Below are 18067 nucleotides of genomic sequence, written 5' to 3'. Positions count from 1 at the left end.
ATTGACCGGTCCCGCAATTCGGCATAATACGTAACCAAATGGATACGTATTATGCCGCAAGCTGAGCAGGACCGTTCCGTCTTCCGCGCCATCGCCGATCCGACACGGCGCGCCATCCTGGACCGGTTGCGTCAGGGGCCGGCGCCGGTCAACGAGCTGGCTTCCGCCTTCTCGCAAAGCCGGCCGGCCATTTCCAAGCATCTGAGGATCCTGCGCGAGCTCAACGTCGTCTCCGAGCAACGGCAGGGGCGCGAGCGCGTCTACCGGCTGGAGCCGGCCGAACTGAAGGATGTCGCCGACTGGATCCTGCCTTACCGCGATTTCTGGCAGCACAGCCTCGGCAATCTGAAATCCTATCTGGAGAGCGCCAATCGGGAGGAAGACTGATGGCCAGCAGCGACAGTCCGCGCGCGATCGCCGATATCTCCGCCGGCACCATCCTTGCCACGGTGACGATCGCCGTGCCGCCCGAGCGCGTCTTTCGCGCCATCACCGCCGACGACCAGATCCCGCTCTGGTGGGGCGCCGACGACAAGTACCGGACGACGAAACACACGGCCGATGTCCGGCCTGGCGGCGCCTGGCGTTCGGAAGGCAAGGGCGCCGACGGCCAGGATTTCCACGTCGGCGGCGAATATATCGAGGTCGAGCCGCCGCACCGCCTGGTGATGACCTGGATAGCGCCGTGGGACGGCGACAACGTCACGACCGTGACCTACACGCTGGAGCCGGTGGAAAACGGCACCCGGCTGACGCTGCGCCATGACGGCTTCGGCCCGCGCCACGAGTCCTGCCGCGACCACGGCTCCGGCTGGGAACGCGTGCTGGGCTGGCTCGGCGATTTTCTGTCCAAGGAGACCGGTGCCCAGCCGCCGTCGTTCTTTCACTGCCGGATGATCCCGCCGCGGCCGGATTTCGCCTTCACCATGACGGAGGAAGAAAGGGCGCTGATGAACGCGCATGCCGACTATCTGCGCGGCCAGCTTCGCGCCGGCACGATGATGCTGGCCGGACCTGTCGCCGATCCCGCCGGGCCCTGGGGCCTGCTGATCCTGCGCGTCGGCAGCGAGGCCGAGGCCAGAGCGGTGACCGACGGCGACCCGACGGTGCGTTCGGGCCGCGGCTTCCGCTATGAGATCCTGCCGATGATGAGCACGATCATGTGAGGCCGAAAGCGAAAACGCCTCTCGCGCTTTTCACGGCGCGGGAGGCGTCTTTATCGTCAGCCTTTCTCGATTGCTCGTGAACTGCTAACGACAGGCCCAAAACCCGCAGCCGGCGAAAAGGTTCCCGGCAAAATAAAAAAATCTTGTTCGATCGGCGTGGGCGCGTTTCCGGGCTCTGTGCTAAAGGCACTGCCCACATGAGGATCGCCTTGCCGCACGACCATTCCTTCCCGAGCCTGGCCGACGCATCTGCCGCCTTCGACTGCCAGAGCTGCGGCGCCTGCTGCGCCTATTCTGCCGATTGGCCGCGCTTCTCCACCGAAGAGGATGCCGAACTCGACCGCATCCCCGAAGCGCTCGTCGCTGCCGATCAGTCCGGCATGCGCTGCGAGGGCCGCCGCTGTGCCGCGCTTCGCGGCGAGGTGGGCAAGGGGACGGCCTGCGCGATCTACGAAATCCGCCCGCATGTCTGCCGCGCCTGCATGCCCGGCGGCGACGACTGCCTGATGGCAAGGGCGGCGTATGGGCTGGCGGTCGAACTGCCAATCTCCCCCCTTGTGGGGGAGATGCCCGGCAGGGCAGAGGGGGGCGCTGTCCCGCCGGCGTCTCAACTGAGCTTCCGTCGCACACCGGAGTAGATTTTCGGCCAAGAGGGCAGAGGTAGCGATCCTTCGCGCCCCCCCTCTGGCCTGCCGGCCATCTCCCCCACTTGGGGGGAGATTACTTTCTCGCGCCCGCTTGCCCAGCTTCACACCTCCCGGTACCTTGCCGCGCGGGCAGGGCCGTGGAGGAAACCGTGAGCATCGAATTCCTGTTGACGTCGCTGATTATCGTCGCTTCGCCCGGCACCGGCGTTCTCTACACGCTGAGCGCCGGCCTCTCGCGCGGCGCGCGCGCCTCGATCATCGCCGCCTTCGCCTGCACGCTGGGCATCGTTCCGCATATGGCGGCCGCCGTCACCGGCCTTGCCGCGGTGCTGCACACCAGCGCCGTCGCCTTCGAGACGCTGAAATATCTCGGCGTCGCCTATCTGCTCTACATGGCCTGGAACACGCTGAAGGAGAAAGGCGGCTTGAGCGTCGACGAGAACGTCGCCCCGCGCTCCGCCGCCAGGATCATCACCTCCGGCATCTTGATCAACATCCTCAACCCGAAACTGTCGATCTTCTTCTTTGCCTTCCTGCCGCAATTCGTCAGCACCGGCGAGCCGCACGCGCTCGGCAAGATGCTGGAACTCTCCGGCGTCTTCATGCTGATGACCTTCGTCGTCTTCGCGGTCTACGGCGTGTTCGCCGCCTCGGTGCGCAGCCACATCGTGTCGCGGCCGATGGTGCTGACCTGGATGCGCCGCACCTTCGCCGGCGCCTTCGTGATGCTCGGCGCCAAGCTGGCGCTGGCCGATCGCTAGCTCAATCTGCGCCCCCGATTTCGGAAGCTTCGTCGCTTCCGGAGCCAGGCGCGAGCCGAACGCCAAGCCGCCAGGCCGAGGGCGGGACGCCGATCATCTTCTTGAAGGCACGGCTGAACGCCGCCTCGGATTCGTAGCCGATCTCCGCGGCGATGCTCGCGACGTTGCCGTTGCCGGCGCTGAGCAGTTCAGAGGCGATCTGCATGCGCCATTTGGCGAGATAGTGCATCGGCGGCATGCCGACGAGCCTGGTGAAGCGTTCGGCGAGCACCGTGCGCGACAGCGCGGCTTCCCGCGCCAGCGCCTCCACCGTCCAGTTGTGCTCCGGGCGGTCGTGGATCAGCGCCAGCGCCTTGCTCAGATGTGGATCGCGCAGCCCCGCCAGCCAGCCGGTCTGCTGCGGCGGCAGCGATTCCACGTAGCGGCGAAGCACGTCGACGAACATCAGCTCGCTGAGCTTGGTCAGCACCGTCTCGCTGCCCGCGCGCTTTTCCGCGACCTCCGATACGGCGAGCTTGATGAACTGGCCGAGCCAGCCGCCATCGCCCTTCATGTCCCCGGCCTTGATGACCGGCGGCAGCACTTCGAGCAGCGGATTGAAGGGCAGGGCGTCGCAAGCGAGATAGCCGCACACCAGCCGGGCCGACAACGATCCGTCCTTGACGAAGTTGATGGGGAACGGCGTCTGGCTGGCGGCCGCGATCTCCAGCACATCCGCGGTCGGCGGATCGGCCCGAAGGTCGGGCGTGCTCGACATGATGTGCGGGTCGCTGTTGGTGAAGACCACCACCTCGCCGGCTTCCACGGGGATCGCCTCCTTGCCGACGATGCGGGCAAAGCAGCGGCCGGCGGTGAGCACATGATAGGAGATCAGGTGGTCCGCGCCGGGCAGGATCCTCGGCAATATCGCGGCGGGGGCGGGCGAGCAGACCGCCCAAGGATCCTGGGCCTCGATGTCGAAGAACGTCGCACCGGTGAGGCGCACCGTTTTCAACAGGTCAGACAGAGCGTCCCCGGCCATTCCACCCAAGTCCCGCTAGAGCAATTCCAGGAAAAGTGTGTGCGGTTGGGTTCGGCGCATTCGCCGTAACCTTCCGTCCGGAATTGCGTCAAAACGAGAAGATAGAGCGGTTCGCCGTTTCCGTGAAACGGTGAAACGCTCTAGCCGCGCGGCAACCCGGCGCGGCAACCCTTTCGAGTTCCGGACGCGCTGTCAAGTGAGGCGGACGCCGCGTCATTCCGCTCATGGCCGGAAGCTTTAAACCCCTGCCGGTGCCGAGCTTCGTCCCCAAACCGGGCGCTCGAGCGCAATCGAACTCAAGGAAGGATGAAAGTCATGACGGTACATAAGGGCGGGTGTTTTTGCGGCGCCGTGGAGATCGAAGTGCATGGAACCGCCGAGGCGATGGGCTATTGCCATTGCAGTTCCTGTCGTTCGTGGTCGGCGTCTCCCGTGAACGCCTTCACGTTGTGGAAGCCGCAGAACGTCAAGGTCACCAGGGGTGCCGAGTTCCTGTCCGGCTTCAGGAAGTCGAAGATGAGCGAGCGCCAGTTCTGCACCAAATGCGGCGGCCATCTGATGACGGATCACCCGCCGCTCGGCCTGGTCGACGTCTATGCTGCCACGATACCGACGGTGGCATTCACGCCGGGCGTCCATGTCAACTACGCCGAGACGGTCCTGCCGATGAAGGACGGCCTGCCGAAGCTGAAGGATTTTCCGGCCGAGCTCGGCGGGTCCGGCGTGAGCGTGCCGGAGTAGGTCCCGGATGATGACTCACGACCTCCGCGAACCACACTCAACGACAGGAGAATATGCATGGACATCGCGACATTTCGCGCCACGCAGGAGCCGATCAAGGATCTTTATCGCAAGGATGCCCGGGCGGCGCTTCTCACGCTGAAGGCCAAGGGCAACGCCAACGACTCCAGGGTGACCTGCAAGGTCGAGACCGGCCGCGGCTTGGCGTTGGCCGGCATCCATCCGAAGGCCGGCGGCAGCGGGCAGGAGCTTTGTTCCGGCGACATGCTCTTGGAGGCGCTGATCGCCTGCGCCGGCGTCTCGATGCGGGCTGCCGCCGCCGTGCTGGAGATTCCGATCAAGTCGGCCGAGATCTCGGCCGAGGGCGATGTCGACCTTCGCGGCACGCTGGGCGTCACCGAGGGCGTGCCGGTCGGCTTCAAGGAGATCCGCCTGCGCTTCGACATCGAGACGGACGCTCCGCAAAACCGGCTGACCCAGCTGATGGAGCTCACCGACCGCTACTGCGTGATCTTCCAGACGATCCAGCGTAGTCCCAAGACTTTCGTGAAGCTCAACAGGATCGCGCGGTAAAGCGAGTTGCCCGGAATCCTGACCTTGGCGGGGGGATTCCGGCAAGGTCGTGCAGCGCGCGCAAACTGCTGATCTCCCCCCTTGAGGGGGAGATGTCGGCGAAGCCGACAGAGGGGGTCGGTCCGACCGGACTCGACCCCTTTTGCGCCGAAGAGGTTGGCGCTTCACGCGCGGCGACCCCCTCTGGCCTGCCGGCCATCTCCCCCTCAAGGGGGGAGATTCGCTGTCGCGCAGGCTTTCGCCAATCGCCGCAGTACGAAGGTGTTGCCCTCCTTTTGAGACTGGTTCAACTGCCAAACAAAAAGGGCGCCTCTCGGCGCCCTTTCCGTATCAGCTTGGCAGCCTGGATTAGAAGTCCATGCCGCCCATGCCACCCATGCCGCCGCCGGGCATGCCGCCCGGCATACCGCCGGCGGCTTCCTTCTTCGGCGCCTCGGCGATCATGGCTTCGGTGGTGACGAGCAGGCCGGCGACCGAGGCCGCGTCCTGGAGAGCGGTGCGCACGACCTTGACCGGGTCGACGATGCCCATGGCGATCATGTCGCCATACTCGCCGGTCTGGGCGTTGAAGCCGAAGGTGCCGCCCTTGTTCTCGAGGATCTTGCCAGCGACGATCGAGGCTTCGGCACCGGCGTTGGCCGCGATCTGGCGGGCCGGAGCCTGCAGCGCGCGACGAACGATGTTGATGCCGGCCTCCTGGTCGGCATTGGCGCCGGTGGCCTTGAGGTTGCCCGAGGCGCGCAGCAGCGCGACGCCGCCGCCGGCGACGATGCCTTCTTCCACGGCCGCGCGGGTCGCGTTCAGAGCGTCGTCAACGCGGTCCTTCTTTTCCTTGACCTCGACCTCGGTCGCGCCGCCGACGCGGATCACGGCGACGCCGCCAGCGAGCTTGGCCAGGCGCTCCTGCAGCTTTTCCTTGTCGTAGTCCGAGGTGGTCTCCTCGATCTGCTGCTTGATCTGGGCGACGCGGCCCTGGATCTCGGCCTTCTTGCCGGCGCCGTCGACGATGGTGGTGTTCTCCTTGGAGATCGACACCTTCTTGGCGCGGCCGAGCATGTTGAGGCCGACATTCTCGAGCTTGATGCCGAGGTCTTCCGAGATGACCTGGCCACCGGTGAGGATGGCGATGTCTTCCAGCATGGCCTTGCGGCGGTCACCGAAGCCCGGAGCCTTGACGGCGGCGATCTTCAGGCCGCCGCGCAGCTTGTTGACGACCAGCGTGGCCAGAGCCTCGCCTTCGACATCTTCTGAGATGATGAGCAGCGGCTTCGAGGTCTGAACGACGGCTTCCAGGACCGGCAGCATGGCCTGCAGGTTGGAGAGCTTCTTCTCGTGCAGCAGGATGTAGGCGTCTTCCAGATCGGCGACCATCTTGTCGGCGTTGGTGACGAAGTAGGGCGAGAGGTAGCCGCGGTCGAACTGCATGCCTTCGACGACTTCCAGCTCGGTGTCGGCGGTCTTGGCTTCCTCGACGGTGATGACGCCTTCGTTGCCGACCTTCTGCATCGCTTCCGCGATCATCTTGCCGACCGACTCGTCGCCATTGGCCGAGATCGTGCCGACCTGGGCGACTTCCTCGGAGGTCTTGATCTTCTTGGAGGCCTTGCCGAGGGCGGTGACGACTTCACCGACGGCGAGGTCGATGCCGCGCTTCAGGTCCATCGGGTTCATGCCGGCGGCAACAGCCTTGTTGCCTTCCTGGACGATGGCCTGGGCGAGAACGGTCGCGGTGGTCGTGCCGTCGCCGGCGATGTCGTTGGTCTTCGAGGCGACCTCGCGCACCATCTGCGCGCCCATGTTCTCGAACTTGTCCTCGAGCTCGATCTCCTTGGCGACGGTGACGCCGTCCTTGGTGATGCGCGGGGCGCCGAACGACTTGTCGATGACGACGTTGCGGCCCTTCGGGCCGAGGGTCACCTTCACCGCGTCGGCGAGGATGTTGACGCCGCGCAGCATGCGCTCACGGGCATCGCGGGAGAATTTTACGTCTTTTGCAGCCATAGTTAGCTCCTGACAGGGGCTCGGACAGAGCCCGAAAACTCAGTTGATGGAGAGGCCGATATTCAGCCGATGATGCCCATGATGTCGGATTCCTTCATGATCAGAAGGTCCTCGCCATTGAGCTTGACTTCAGTGCCCGACCACTTGCCGAACAGCACACGATCGCCGGCCTTGACGTCGAGCGGCACGAGCTTGCCGCTTTCGTCGCGAGCGCCGGAGCCGACGGCGATGATCTCGCCTTCCTGCGGCTTCTCCTTCGCCGTATCCGGGATGATGATCCCGCCGGCGGTCTTGGATTCGGATTCGACCCGGCGAACGACCACGCGGTCATGAAGCGGGCGGAACTTGGACTTTGCCATGTTGTCTTCCTCGAATGAGAACGGTGAGAACTGTTCCTCCATCCGGCGAGGCCGCCGGATATATGAGTTAGCACTCACCTATGGCGAGTGCTAACGTGGCGCTGAAATAGGCTGGCGCCTTGCCAGAGTCAAGGCGCGCGGGAAGGGGCAATGGCGCGAAATTTTTCTGCGCATGACGCGATGCCGAAAAAGGCGGATCGCGGGTGGGTATCAAAACAGAAGCGCCGTGTTTCGCCGGCAAACAGCGGCGAAGCACGGTGCGATGCGAATGAGGGGCGGACCGGAGCGGATAAGTCCGCGTTAGATGTTCATGCCGCCGGACACCTCGATGCGCTGGGCGTTGACCCAGCGATTGTCCTCCGACAGCAGCGCTGCGCTGGTGCGGCTGGGCTTAGGCCTGTTCCAGGCGCCAAAACTCCGCTACGCCGAGGATATCGAGGCCGGCCGGCTGGTCGAGGTGCTTCCCGATTTCCCGCCGACGCCGACGCCGATCTCGGTGCTCTATCCGCGCAGCCGGCAGCTCTCGCCGCGGGTGAGGGTGTTCGTGGACTGGCTGGTGGAGATCCTGGGGCCGAAGCTGGAGGCGTGAGCGATCCTATTGACGCTGGAGGGACAGCACCCCTCTCTGGCCTGCCGGCCATCTCCCCCTCAAGGGGGGAGATCAGCTATCGCGCCGGCTTTCGCCAATCCCCAACGTTGCAGAATGAGCGAGGCGCCGAAGCTGCCAATCTCCCCCCTTGAAGGGGGAGATGGCCGGCAGGCCAGAGGGGGGTGAGCGCCGGCGTTGGTGGGCTGCGAACTGTCCTACAAAAACAACCTTAGCTGCGCATGGATGATCGAGCGGTAGTCCTCGATCGTGCGCTGTCCCTCGTCTTCGTCCTGGGTCAGCGCCAGCCGCACGACGCCGCCGGCGAGCTGGAAGATGAGGAAGACTATGCGTGCGAAAGCCTCGCGCCGCTCCGGTTCGATCAGCGGGCCGACATGATCGCAGAACATCTCCGCCTGTCGCCTCGTTTCGGCGATGTCGAGATTCTTGAGCGCCTTGTCGGCCTGGATCGCGTTCTGCAGGTCCTGGATCGCCGGATCTCCGGCGACGCGGCCGTGATAGTCGTCGAGCAGCCGGTCCGCAGCCGGCATCACGTCGTCGCGGTGCCGCACATGGGCGATGATCTCGCAGAGCCGCGCGCGGCTCTCCTCCGAGAAGCGCTCGTAGAGCATGGCTACGATCGCCGACTTGCTCGGGAAGTAATGATAGACCGTGGCGATCGGTCCGCCGGCCAGCGCGCCGACTTCCTTCATCGTCACCGCGTCGATGCCTTTCTCGCCGATCAGCCGCATGGTCGTGGCGAGGATCGCATCGATGCGCTCGCGGCTGCGCTCCTGCTTCGGCCTACGCCTGGGTTCCGTCGCCTTTCGCTTTGCTTCTCTCATCCACCAAATCTCTCGCGAGAGCTGTGAATTCTCGGTTGACAGGAAACTGATCAAGTATCAGTTTCGTGAAATGCTGACAACTTGTCAGCTTTTAACGCGGGCTGCAAGGGAGGCGCTTCGTGACCGTCACCGATGTCGCGCAAGCCGAAAACGGCGACTGGCTGGTTGGCAATCCGACCGGCCTGCAACTCGCCTCGGCATTGTGGATCGGCTCGGTCGGCGTGCTCATCCTGGGGCTCCAGCCGGTGTTGCTCGGCGCGCTCTACGAGGAAGGCCATGTCACCGGCGACGAACTGGCACTGGTCGCCACCGCCGAGATGGTCGCGATCGCCATCGGATCGGCGATCGTGGCGATGCTCTTGCCGGCTCGCAACATGCGCTGGAAGAGCGCTCTGCTCCTGATCCTGCTGGCGCTCGCCAATTTCTGGACGGCTTATGCAGGAAGTCCCAATGCGCTGATCGGCGCGCGCACGCTCGCAGGCCTTGCCGAGGGCGGCCTGGTCGCCGTCGCCACCGAGCTGATCGCCCGCTCGCGCCGGGCCGAGCGTATCGGCGGCTATTTCGTCACGCTGCAGACCTTGGCGCAATGCGCGCTGGCGCTGCTGCTCGCGCTTTATGCGGTGCCTGCGGCCGGCTCCGCCGGCGGGTTTATCGCGCTCGGCATCGTCTGCCTGCTGTCGCTCGTCGCCGCTTGGATCGTGCCGGACGATTATGCCGATCTGCCGAAGGAAGAGCATCTCTCCAACGTGCTCACCGTGCCGGCCATCGCCGCGCTGCTGTCGATCTTCTGCTACTTCATGTTCTTCGGCGCCGTCTGGGCCTTCCTCGAGCCGCTCGGCGCCGAGTTCGGCATCGACGGCCGCACCGTCGGCCTGATGGTTTCGGCAAGCCTCGCCGCGCAGGTGGTGGGCGCCATGACCGCGACCGTGTTCGAAGCGCGTATCGACTACCGCTTCGCCATCGCCGGCATCGGCGCTGTCGCTGCGATCAGCTCGGCGCTGCTCGCGTCGGGACCGGCGCTCTCCGTCTTCTGGGCTGTCGTGCTGGCGATGGGCTTCATCCTGCTCTTCATCGTGCCCTATCAGATCCGCATGGCGATCACCGCCGACGAGACGCGAACGGCGGTGCTCCTGGTGCCGGCCGCGCAGCTCTTCGGCCTCGCCATCGGCCCGATCGCCGCGTCGCTGCTGATCGACGGCGAGAATTTTCGGCCGGTGCCGGAATTCGCCGCGGCAAGCGCGCTGGCCAGCGTCGCGCTGCTCGGCGTCTTTGTGCTGGTGGCGCGGCGGCGCGTTCCAGCCTGAGCGGGAGGTGACGATGGTAAGCGCCTGGAGCAACTGGTCGGGCTTTGTAACGGCGGCGCCCAAGCTGATCGCCGCGCCCGCCGACGCTGGCGAGCTGGCCGAGCTGGTGCGCTCGGCGCCAGGCCCCCTGCGCGTCGCCGGCGCCGGCCATTCCTTCACGCCGCTGGTGCAGTCGAATGGCACCATCGTCTCGCTGGAGAAAATCGAGGGGCTCGTCTCGCACGACCCCGGCGCCAACCGGGCGCGGGTGAGGGCGGGCACGCGCCTCGGCGCCTTGATGCGCATCCTGCAAGACATCGGCCAGGGCCTGCCCAATATGGGCGACATCGACCGCCAGGCGATCGGCGGCGCGCTGGGCACCGCCACGCATGGCTCCGGTCCGACGCTGGGCGCCTATCACACGCAGCTCGAAACGGTGCAGTTGGTCGACGGGCAAGGCAAGCTGCGCGAGTTCAGCCGGGCGGGCGACCAGGACATGATCCACGCCACCGGCGTCGCGCTGGGTGCGTTCGGCGTGCTCACCGAAGTGACGATGAACAACATCGCGAGCTACCGGCTGCGCCGCCGCAAATGGGTGATGCCGATCGGCGACATGCTGCGCGATTTCGAGACGATGATGGCCGCGCATCGTTCGGCCGAGTTCTACTACATCCCGTTCTCCGGCTACGCGCAGTTCATCGCCAGCGATCTGAGCGACGCGCAGCCGACGCCGCGGCCGACCGAGGACGACGAGGAGGGGCTGGCGACGTTGCGTAAGCTGCGCACCGTTTTGCGCTGGCTGCCGGCGCTGCGCCGCGCGCTGATCAAGGGCGCGGTGAGAAAGGTGCCGTCCGAGGACTATGTGCAGGACTGGCTCAACGTCTATGTCAGCGACCGTCGGACCAGGTTCAATGAGATGGAATATCACCTGCCTTACGAGGAAGGCCCGAAGGCGCTGGCCGAGATCATCGCGCTGACGGAAAAGCATTTTCCGGAAGTCTACTTCCCGATGGAGGTGCGTTCGGTGGCGCCGGACGAATTCTGGCTCTCGCCCTTTTACAAGAGGCTGACCTGCTCGATCGCCATCCACCACGATGCGGCGAACGACCCGCTGCCTTTCATGCGCGCCGCCGAGCCGATCTTCCGCAGATATGGCGGCCGGCCGCATTGGGGGAAGATGCACGGCCTGAAGGCGGCGGATTTCAAGAAACTCTATCCGCGTTGGGACGATGCGATGGCGGTGCGCCGCGACATCGACCCTCAGAACCGTTTCGTGTCGCCCTATATGGCCGGCCTGTTCGGCATCGATCGATGAGCGAATATTTCGCCGAACTGTCGAAGGCGCTGAAGGTGGCCGAGATCTTTCGGCCCTGTCTGGTGCTCGATCGCGACAGGCTGGACGCCAACATCGCGCTGGTGAAGCAGAGGCTGGCGCCTGGCCTCGACGTGCGTCTCGTCGACAAGTCGCTGCCCTGCCTGCCGCTGCTTTCCTATATCGCGAGAGCGCTTGAAACCAACCGGTTCATGACCTTCCATCCGCCGGTGACGCAGGCCGTGCTCGACGCTTTCCCGGAGGGCGACCTGCTCTACGGCAAGCCGATGCCGGCCGGCGCGGCCAGGGCCGCGCTCACCAGGGGCGGCGCCGGCTGGCGGTCGCGCGTTTGCTGGCTGATCGACACGCCGGAGCGGCTGGCCGAATACGGCGCGCTGGCAAGCGCGCTAGACACGGAGCTGCGTTTCGCCTTCGAGGTCGATGTCGGCCTGCATCGCGGCGGGTTCTCCAGCCCGGCCGAGATCGGGGCGCTCTCGATTCCGAAAGGCCTGCGCTGCGAAGGCATCATGGCCTATGAGGCGCATGCGCCGGAAATTCCCGGCTTGTTCGGCGGCGCGGCCAAGGCTCTGAAGCAGGCGTCGGCCAAGGCCGCCGATTTCGTTGCGGCCCTCGATCCGGACCAGCGCCGCATCCTCAACATCGGCGGCTCGAAGACGGCGCTGCTGCATGGCGGCGGCGTCGCCAATGAAGTCTCGATCGGCTCGGCCTTCGTGCTGCCCAGCGACTTCGACACGCCCGGCCTCGACGGCTTCCAGCCTGCGGCCCTGATCGCGACGCCGATCCTGAAGGCGCTCGACCCGGTGCTGCCCGGCCCGGCGGCGCTGTCCAAAACGTTGCAGGCGCTCGGCCTCTTCCCGCGCAAGGGGTGCTATCTCTATGGCGGCAAGTGGATGGCCGAACCGCTGTTTCCCGAAGGCATGAAGCCGAGCGGGTTGATAGGGTTGTCGTCCAACCAGCAGTTCATGGGGTTGCCGGCCGGATCGGACGTGAAGCCGGGGGACTATGCTTTTCTGAGGCCGACGCAGAGCGAGGCCGTGCTGCAGCATTTCGGCTCGCTTGCGGTGTTTTCCGGCGGGCGCATCGTCGAATTCTGGCCGGCGCTGCCGATGGGGTGAGAGTGTGCCCGGGCCAATTTGGCGCCGGCATCCGCGACGTCGTCATCCTAGGGCGGAGCGACGCGAAGCGTCGCGCAGACCCTAGGATCATGCCGTTACGTTCGCCGTAGGATGATGCGATGCAAACGAAGGACAGCCTACGCTGGTGCTCCAGCCCCAAGGTCTGCACCGTTGTGAGGCTCTAAAGTCACGGCATGGATTCCAGGGTCTGCGCGCGTCGCTTCGCTCCTTGCTCCGCCCTGGAATGACGAAGTTGTGTAATGTCCCGCTCGCCTATTTATTGACTCAGTCAACTAAATGATTGATCCTGTCCGCGACAGGAGGAACTCCTATGACCATCCACGACCATCCTGGCAAGGAACGCATCGATGCGGTGCGAGCCTTCAACCGCTTCTATACCCGGCAGATCGGCGTGCTCGACGAGGGCTGGCTGAAGAGCAGCTTTTCGCTGACCGAGGCGCGGGTGCTTTACGAGCTTGCCCACCGCGACGGCCTCGTCGCCAGCGATCTGGTGCGCGACCTTGGCCTCGACCCAGGCTATGTCAGCCGGCTGCTGAAGAAGTTCGAGGAGCGCGGCCTGGTCGAGCGCGCCGCTTCGGAGGCCGATGCGCGGCGCTCGCCGATCGCGCTGACCAAGGCAGGCAGGGAAGCCTTCGCGCCGCTCAACCAGGATTCGCACAATCAGGTACGCGCGCTGCTCGATCGTCTGGCGCCGGCCGACCAGGAGCGCCTGGTCAAGGCGATGCGGACCGTGCAGGACCTGCTCGGCGACAAACCCGAACCCAAGGTGCCCTATATCTTGCGGCCGCTGCAGGTCGGCGACATCGGTTGGGTCACGCACCGCCAGGGCCTGCTCTACGCGCAGGAATATGGCTGGGACGAGACCTACGAAGCGCTGGTCGCCGAGATCCTCGGCGAGTTCGTCAAGAATTTCGTCCCGCAATGGGAGCGCAGCTGGATCGCCGAACGCGAAGGCGAGGTGGTCGGCTCGGTCTTCGTTGTCCGCAAATCGCCCAAGGTGGCGAAGCTCAGGCTGCTCTATGTCGAGCCCTCGGCGCGCGGCTTGGGCATCGGCCGGCGGCTGGTCGACGAGTGCATCGCCTTCGCGCGCGCCAAGGGCTACAAGACGCTGACGTTGTGGACCAACGACATACTGGGCTCGGCTCGCCGCATCTACCAGGCGGCGGGCTTCAAGCTGGTCGAGGAAGAACGCCACCATTCCTTCGGCAAGGATCTGGTCGGCCAGACCTGGAATCTGGAGCTGTAGCCTCTTCCTTCTCCCCTTGTGGGAGAAGGTGGCCGAGCGAAGCTCGGTCGGATGAGGGGTGTTCCAGGGAACGCCGGCGTCTCACTCCGCTGGAACACCCCTCATCCGTCTTGGCGCTGCGCGCCAATCCACCTTCTCCCGCAAGGGGAGAAGGGAAGGCGCCTCAGCCCTTCACGGGCACCCAGATTTCCAGCCCGCCATTGCCGCTGCGTGCATCGAATTCCGGCCCGTAGCGCTCGAATTCCGGGGCGTCGGCGATCTCGTGTCCCGAGGCCGGCAGCCATTTGTTCCAGATCGTGTTGACGGTGCGGCGGATGGTCGAGATGTGCTCGCGATGCGTGAACACCGCGTATTTCTGCGCCGGCACCCGCACCCGGAAGAACTCCTTGGGCAGGTCGGAGAAATCGCTCACCTCGACACCGGCGATGTAGTCGAAATTGCCGGCATCGTCGCCATTGACGCAGACGCCGTAGGCGACGTCGCCGACCTCGCCGGGAATGTGGCCGATATAGGGGCCGAAGCGCTGCCACAGCATCGGGATGCCGGCGCTGCTCTCGCAGCTGTAGCGCTCGCCGAGACCGGCGATGAGGAAGGGCCGGCTGGTCTCGAAGCGCGGCGGTTCGAGTGCGGCGAGAAATGAACTGTCCATCAGGATAGGCTCCACGAGGTCGAGATTTTGGGTCGAGCCCTGCGCGCGCACCAGTTCCGGCGTGGTGCCGAACTGCTCGCGGAAAGCCCGCGTGAAAGCCTCATGCGAGTTGTAGCCGGCATCGAGCGCGACCGACAGGATGTCGGGCGCGCCGCCCGCAAGCTTGCGCGCCGCTTCGCTGAGCCGGCGCGCCCGCACGTAGCCCATCACCGACCGTCCGGTCGCGGCGCCGAAGGCGCGCGTCACATGGAAGCGCGACACGCCGCTGCTTGCCGCGACATCGTCGAGCGAAATCGCATCGGGCAGACGGCTTTCGACAAACCACAGCGCTTTCTCGGTCGGGTTCATGGCTCCTCGCATTTGGCGGGGTGACACTAGCCACCGCGCCGACAGCCAGTTTGATCGAAATTGCGCGGTGAGCGAAGTCGAAACGATGTTGACAAACGAAGGCGGCATTCTCTAGTGCGTAACGTTATTACATAACGAAGGGAGAACAAAATGGCAGCTGTAGTGAGGGGATGCGCGGCGGCCCGTTGCGACTCGCGCGCGGACAACCTACGATGGTGGCGTCATGGTCCCCGAGCCGCAAGGCGAGGGGTGAAAAGGGAACACGGTGAGACCTGCTTCGGGTCGAGGCCGTGGCTGCCCCCGCAACTGTGAGCGGCGAGCTCCATCCGAACGCCACTGGCCGGCAAGGCTGGGAAGGCGGATGGCGCAACGACCCGCGAGCCAGGAGACCTGCCATCGACACGAGTTGACCGGACGGGGTGTGCCGGGAGGAGACGCGGGCACCGGTCTTGTCGGCCGGCTCGTCCAGCATCCTTCCGTCGCCATTTTTGGAGAGTGACGGAATGCTGGACGGCTCCATCGATCATATCCATCAAGCCATCGGATATGCGGCCGGGAAATACCATCCGGGCAACCTGGCGGGGCTTGGCTCGTGATGCCGCCGGTCCTCGAAGCCCATGGCCTCGGCGCGACGGCCAACGGCCGCGCGCTGGTCGACAATGTCAGCCTGTCGCTGGCGGCGGGCGAGCGGCTGGCCATCGTCGGCCCCAACGGCGCCGGCAAGACGACGCTGCTGCGCATGCTGTGCGGCGCTCTGTCGCCGAGCCGCGGCGAGGTACGGCTGGCCGGACGCCGGCTGGACAGGATCGCAGCGGCCGAGCGCGCCCTCAGCATCGCCGTCGTCGGCCAGACGGACCAGCCGGATCCGCGACTTGCCGTCATCGACTATGTCGAGCTTGGCCGCGTCCCGCACGCCGGCCTGAGGCGCCGGCGCGACGACCGCGACATCGTCGTCGAAGCGCTGCGGCGGACCGGGCTCTTGCCGCTGCTCGCGCGCACCATCGGCTCGCTGTCCGGCGGCGAACGCCAGCGCGCGCAGCTCGCCCGCGCTATCGCGCAGGAGCCGAAAATCCTGTTCCTCGACGAGCCGACCAACCACCTCGATCCGCGCGCCCGCGGCGAGCTGCTCGACCTGGTGGCCGGCTTCGGCATGACCGTCGTCGCCGTGCTGCATGATCTCGCTCTGGTGGCGCCCTTCGCCACCCGTGTCGCGGTGATGAGCAACGCCCGGCTGCACGCGCTGGCGCCGCCGCGCCAGGCGCTGGCGCAGCCGCTCATCCGCGAGGTGTTCGGCATCGACGTGCTGCATCTGCAGCACCCGACCGAGGATCGCGAGCTCACCGTCTTCGACCTTGCCGGTCGCGCTTCCTCGTCAGCCTGAACCGTCCAAACAAGGAGCAATCTTCCGATGAAACGCCTCGTGCCGTCCCTTGCCTTGTCGCTTTTCGCCTCGGCGGCTGTTGCCTTCCCGGTCACCGTCGACAGTTGCGGCAAGCCGCTCACCTTCGACGCCCCGCCGAAGCGCGCCGTCATCCAGGACCTCAACATGGCCGAGATGGCTTTCGCGCTGAAGCTGCAGCCGTCGATCGTCGGGCTCACCGGCATCACCGGCTGGTACAAGGTCGGCCCCGAATTCAAGGCCGAGCAAGGGTCTATTCCGGAGCTCGCGCCGAAATATCCGACGCTGGAAAACCTCGTCGCCGTCGAGCCCGATTTCTTCTTCGCCGGCTGGTACTACGGCATGAAGCCGGGCGGCGAGGTCACGCCCGACACGCTCGCCCCGCACGGCATCAAGACGCTGGTGCTGACCGAGAGCTGCGTCCATCTCGACAAGAACCGGCCCGCCGCCTCGATGGACCTGCTCTTTGGCGATGTCGAGAAGCTGGGCAAGATCTTCGGCAAGGAGGCCGAGGCGGATAAGCTGGTCGCCGGCTGGAAGGCCGAGCTCGCCGACATCACCGCCAAGGTGGGCGACCGTAAGGGCACGCGCGTGTTCCTCTACGACTCCGGCGAGGACAAGCCCTTCACCGCCGGCAAGTTCGCCATCCCCAACGCCATGATCGCCGCCGCGGGCGGCGAAAACATCATGGCCGACATGGAAACGAGCTGGGGCAACACCGACTGGGAGACGGTCGCTTCGCGCAATCCGCAATTCCTCATCCTGCTCGACTACCAAGATGGCGGCGGCTATCGGAAGCTGCTCGATTTTCTCAAGGCGCATCCGGCAATGAAGGAGACCGACGCGGTCAGGAACGAGCGCTTCGTGGCTCTGCGCTACGCCGAGCTGACGCCCGGACCCGCCAACATCGAGGCGATCGGCAAGATCGCCAGGGCCATGCATCCGGAAGCGTTCTAGACTTGCACAAGAGGCCATTCACCCTCGCCATGACGCTGGGCGCGATCCTTCTGGTCGCGCTCGCACTGCTGTCGATCGCCTATGGCTCGACGCTGATACCGCTTCGCGAGGTTTTCGGCGCCCTGGCGCGTGCGGCCGGTCTGAACGGCCAGGCCGTGCCGGGACCTGTCGGCGGCATCGTCGTCGACCTCAGGCTGCCGCGCACGCTGCTGGCGATCTCCGTTGGCGCCGGCCTCGGTGTCGTCGGCGCGCTGCTGCAGACCGTCACCCGCAACGACCTCGCCGACCCGTTCCTGTTCGGCCTCTCCTCGGGCGCCGCCGCCGGCGCGGTCTCGGTCATCACCATCTTCGGCGACAGTTTCGGCATCTGGACCTTGCCGGTGGCGGCCTTCACCGGCGGCATACTGGCGGCGGCTATCGTGCTTCTGCTCGTGTCGCGGGTGAGAGGGCAAGGGCCCGAGCGGCTGATCCTCGCCGGGCTCGCCGTTTCCTTCATGTTCACCGCCTTAACCAACTACCTCGTCTTCGCCGGTGACCAGCGCGCCGCCCATTCGGTGCTGTTCTGGACCATGGGCGGGCTGGGTCTCGCCCGCTGGGACAATATCGGCCTGGCGGCGCTCGGCGCCGCCATTATCCTCGCCTATGGCCTGTGGAACCACCGCCGCTTCGATGCCTTCCTCGCCGGCGAAAGCGCTGCCGAAAGCCTCGGCGTGCCGGTGGCGAGGATGCGCAAGACCACGTTCCTCATCGCGGCTTTGGCCACCGCGATCCTCGTTGCCGTGGCCGGCGTCATCGGCTTCGTCGGCCTGATGATCCCGCATCTCGCCCGGCCGCTGGCCGGTCCGCTGCATCGGCCCCTGATAGCGATCTGCGCGCTGTTCGGGGCGATCCTGCTCCTGGCCAGCGATCTCTTGGCCCGCACGCTGCTGCCGCTGCAGGAACTGCCGATCGGCATCATCACCAGTTCGCTCGGCGCCTTCTTCGTCGTCACGCTGCTGATGCGCAACCGCCTTTAG

Annotated in this window: 18 protein-coding genes, 1 pseudogene and 1 riboswitch; of the genes and pseudogenes, 14 read left to right on the top strand and 5 right to left on the bottom strand. The window is 65.7% G+C overall.

Annotated elements, in window-relative coordinates:
- The first annotated feature begins 51 nt into the window (after window positions 1-51).
- The 4 genes and pseudogenes from QAZ47_RS23375 to QAZ47_RS23360 all read left to right on the top strand — a co-directional run bounded on the left by QAZ47_RS23375 (window position 52) and on the right by QAZ47_RS23360 (window position 2574).
- Entirely contained in the window at window positions 52-387 is a 336-nt protein-coding gene (locus QAZ47_RS23375) for a metalloregulator ArsR/SmtB family transcription factor (protein ID WP_278075836.1), read from the top strand.
- Window positions 387-1166, top strand: a complete 780-nt coding sequence (locus QAZ47_RS23370) for an SRPBCC domain-containing protein (protein ID WP_278230896.1) — start codon at window positions 387-389, stop codon at window positions 1164-1166. The genes QAZ47_RS23375 and QAZ47_RS23370 overlap by 1 nt, the downstream gene beginning before the upstream one ends.
- 197 nt (window positions 1167-1363) lie before the next feature.
- Window positions 1364-1702: pseudogene (locus tag QAZ47_RS23365) on the top strand (YkgJ family cysteine cluster protein); the annotation flags it as partial.
- A 260-nt stretch (window positions 1703-1962) separates the two neighbouring features.
- Entirely contained in the window at window positions 1963-2574 is a 612-nt protein-coding gene (locus QAZ47_RS23360; RefSeq protein ID WP_278230895.1) for a LysE family translocator, read from the top strand.
- A 1-nt stretch (window position 2575) separates the two neighbouring features.
- Here the strand turns inward: QAZ47_RS23360 and QAZ47_RS23355 are convergent, their stop codons facing one another.
- A complete protein-coding gene (locus QAZ47_RS23355) occupies window positions 2576-3595 on the bottom strand; it encodes an AraC family transcriptional regulator (RefSeq protein ID WP_278230894.1) in 1020 nt (339 codons plus the stop codon).
- Between the two features lie 315 nt (window positions 3596-3910).
- Here QAZ47_RS23355 and QAZ47_RS23350 point away from each other — a divergent pair, with 315 nt between their 5' ends.
- Together QAZ47_RS23350 and QAZ47_RS23345 are read left to right on the top strand one after the other, a co-directional pair.
- The gene (locus tag QAZ47_RS23350; protein WP_278203138.1) at window positions 3911-4336 is read left to right on the top strand and encodes a GFA family protein; all 426 of its coding nucleotides are present in this window, start codon (window positions 3911-3913) and stop codon (window positions 4334-4336) included.
- 57 nt (window positions 4337-4393) lie between these two features.
- Window positions 4394-4909, top strand: a complete 516-nt coding sequence (locus QAZ47_RS23345; RefSeq protein ID WP_278230893.1) for an OsmC family protein — start codon at window positions 4394-4396, stop codon at window positions 4907-4909.
- A gap of 348 nt (window positions 4910-5257) precedes the next feature.
- Here the strand turns inward: QAZ47_RS23345 and groL are convergent, their stop codons facing one another.
- Together groL and groES are read right to left on the bottom strand one after the other, a co-directional pair.
- On the bottom strand, window positions 5258-6910 hold the full coding sequence (gene groL / locus QAZ47_RS23340; protein ID WP_278075846.1) for a chaperonin GroEL: 1653 nt from the start codon (window positions 6908-6910) through the stop codon (window positions 5258-5260).
- Between the two features lie 62 nt (window positions 6911-6972).
- Window positions 6973-7269, bottom strand: coding sequence for a co-chaperone GroES (gene groES / locus QAZ47_RS23335; RefSeq protein WP_040975262.1), 297 nt, complete (start codon window positions 7267-7269; stop codon window positions 6973-6975).
- A 379-nt stretch (window positions 7270-7648) separates the two neighbouring features.
- Here groES and QAZ47_RS23330 point away from each other — a divergent pair, with 379 nt between their 5' ends.
- Window positions 7649-7858, top strand: a complete 210-nt coding sequence (locus QAZ47_RS23330; protein WP_278233858.1) for a LysR substrate-binding domain-containing protein — start codon at window positions 7649-7651, stop codon at window positions 7856-7858.
- A gap of 215 nt (window positions 7859-8073) precedes the next feature.
- Here QAZ47_RS23330 and QAZ47_RS23325 read toward each other — a convergent pair whose 3' ends face one another.
- A complete protein-coding gene (locus QAZ47_RS23325) occupies window positions 8074-8700 on the bottom strand; it encodes a TetR/AcrR family transcriptional regulator (protein WP_278230892.1) in 627 nt (208 codons plus the stop codon).
- A gap of 119 nt (window positions 8701-8819) precedes the next feature.
- Between QAZ47_RS23325 and QAZ47_RS23320 the strand changes: the two genes are divergently transcribed.
- The 4 genes from QAZ47_RS23320 to QAZ47_RS23305 all read left to right on the top strand — a co-directional run bounded on the left by QAZ47_RS23320 (window position 8820) and on the right by QAZ47_RS23305 (window position 13698).
- Window positions 8820-10004 (top strand): MFS transporter, encoded by a 1185-nt coding sequence (locus QAZ47_RS23320; protein WP_278230891.1) that lies wholly within the window; start codon window positions 8820-8822, stop codon window positions 10002-10004.
- A gap of 13 nt (window positions 10005-10017) precedes the next feature.
- A complete protein-coding gene (locus QAZ47_RS23315; RefSeq protein WP_278230890.1) occupies window positions 10018-11298 on the top strand; it encodes a D-arabinono-1,4-lactone oxidase in 1281 nt (426 codons plus the stop codon).
- Window positions 11295-12431 (top strand): alanine racemase, encoded by a 1137-nt coding sequence (locus tag QAZ47_RS23310; RefSeq protein ID WP_278230889.1) that lies wholly within the window; start codon window positions 11295-11297, stop codon window positions 12429-12431. Before QAZ47_RS23315 ends, QAZ47_RS23310 begins: the two co-directional genes overlap by 4 nt.
- Window positions 12432-12762: 331 nt before the next feature.
- The gene (locus QAZ47_RS23305) at window positions 12763-13698 is read left to right on the top strand and encodes a helix-turn-helix domain-containing GNAT family N-acetyltransferase (protein WP_278230888.1); all 936 of its coding nucleotides are present in this window, start codon (window positions 12763-12765) and stop codon (window positions 13696-13698) included.
- Between the two features lie 163 nt (window positions 13699-13861).
- Here the strand turns inward: QAZ47_RS23305 and QAZ47_RS23300 are convergent, their stop codons facing one another.
- Window positions 13862-14695: an AraC family transcriptional regulator gene (locus QAZ47_RS23300; RefSeq protein WP_278230887.1), complete on the bottom strand. Its 834-nt coding sequence runs from the start codon at window positions 14693-14695 to the stop codon at window positions 13862-13864.
- Window positions 14696-14902: 207 nt separating this feature from the next.
- Window positions 14903-15108, top strand: a riboswitch (cobalamin riboswitch).
- Between the two features lie 179 nt (window positions 15109-15287).
- Between QAZ47_RS23300 and QAZ47_RS23295 the strand changes: the two genes are divergently transcribed.
- From QAZ47_RS23295 to QAZ47_RS23285, 3 genes are read left to right on the top strand one after another with little or no spacing between them, the layout of a single operon-like run.
- Window positions 15288-16076: an ABC transporter ATP-binding protein gene (locus QAZ47_RS23295; RefSeq protein ID WP_278230886.1), complete on the top strand. Its 789-nt coding sequence runs from the start codon at window positions 15288-15290 to the stop codon at window positions 16074-16076.
- Window positions 16077-16103: 27 nt separating this feature from the next.
- Window positions 16104-17051: an ABC transporter substrate-binding protein gene (locus QAZ47_RS23290; RefSeq protein WP_278230885.1), complete on the top strand. Its 948-nt coding sequence runs from the start codon at window positions 16104-16106 to the stop codon at window positions 17049-17051.
- 29 nt (window positions 17052-17080) lie between these two features.
- Window positions 17081-18067 carry an iron ABC transporter permease gene (locus QAZ47_RS23285; RefSeq protein ID WP_278233857.1) on the top strand — a complete coding sequence of 329 codons (987 nt, stop codon included), beginning with the start codon at window positions 17081-17083 and terminating at the stop codon, window positions 18065-18067.

The sequence above is a fragment of the Mesorhizobium sp. WSM4904 genome (genome assembly GCF_029674545.1).
Lineage (GTDB): Bacteria > Pseudomonadota > Alphaproteobacteria > Rhizobiales > Rhizobiaceae > Mesorhizobium.
This window is presented reverse-complemented; position numbering and strand designations above follow the sequence as displayed.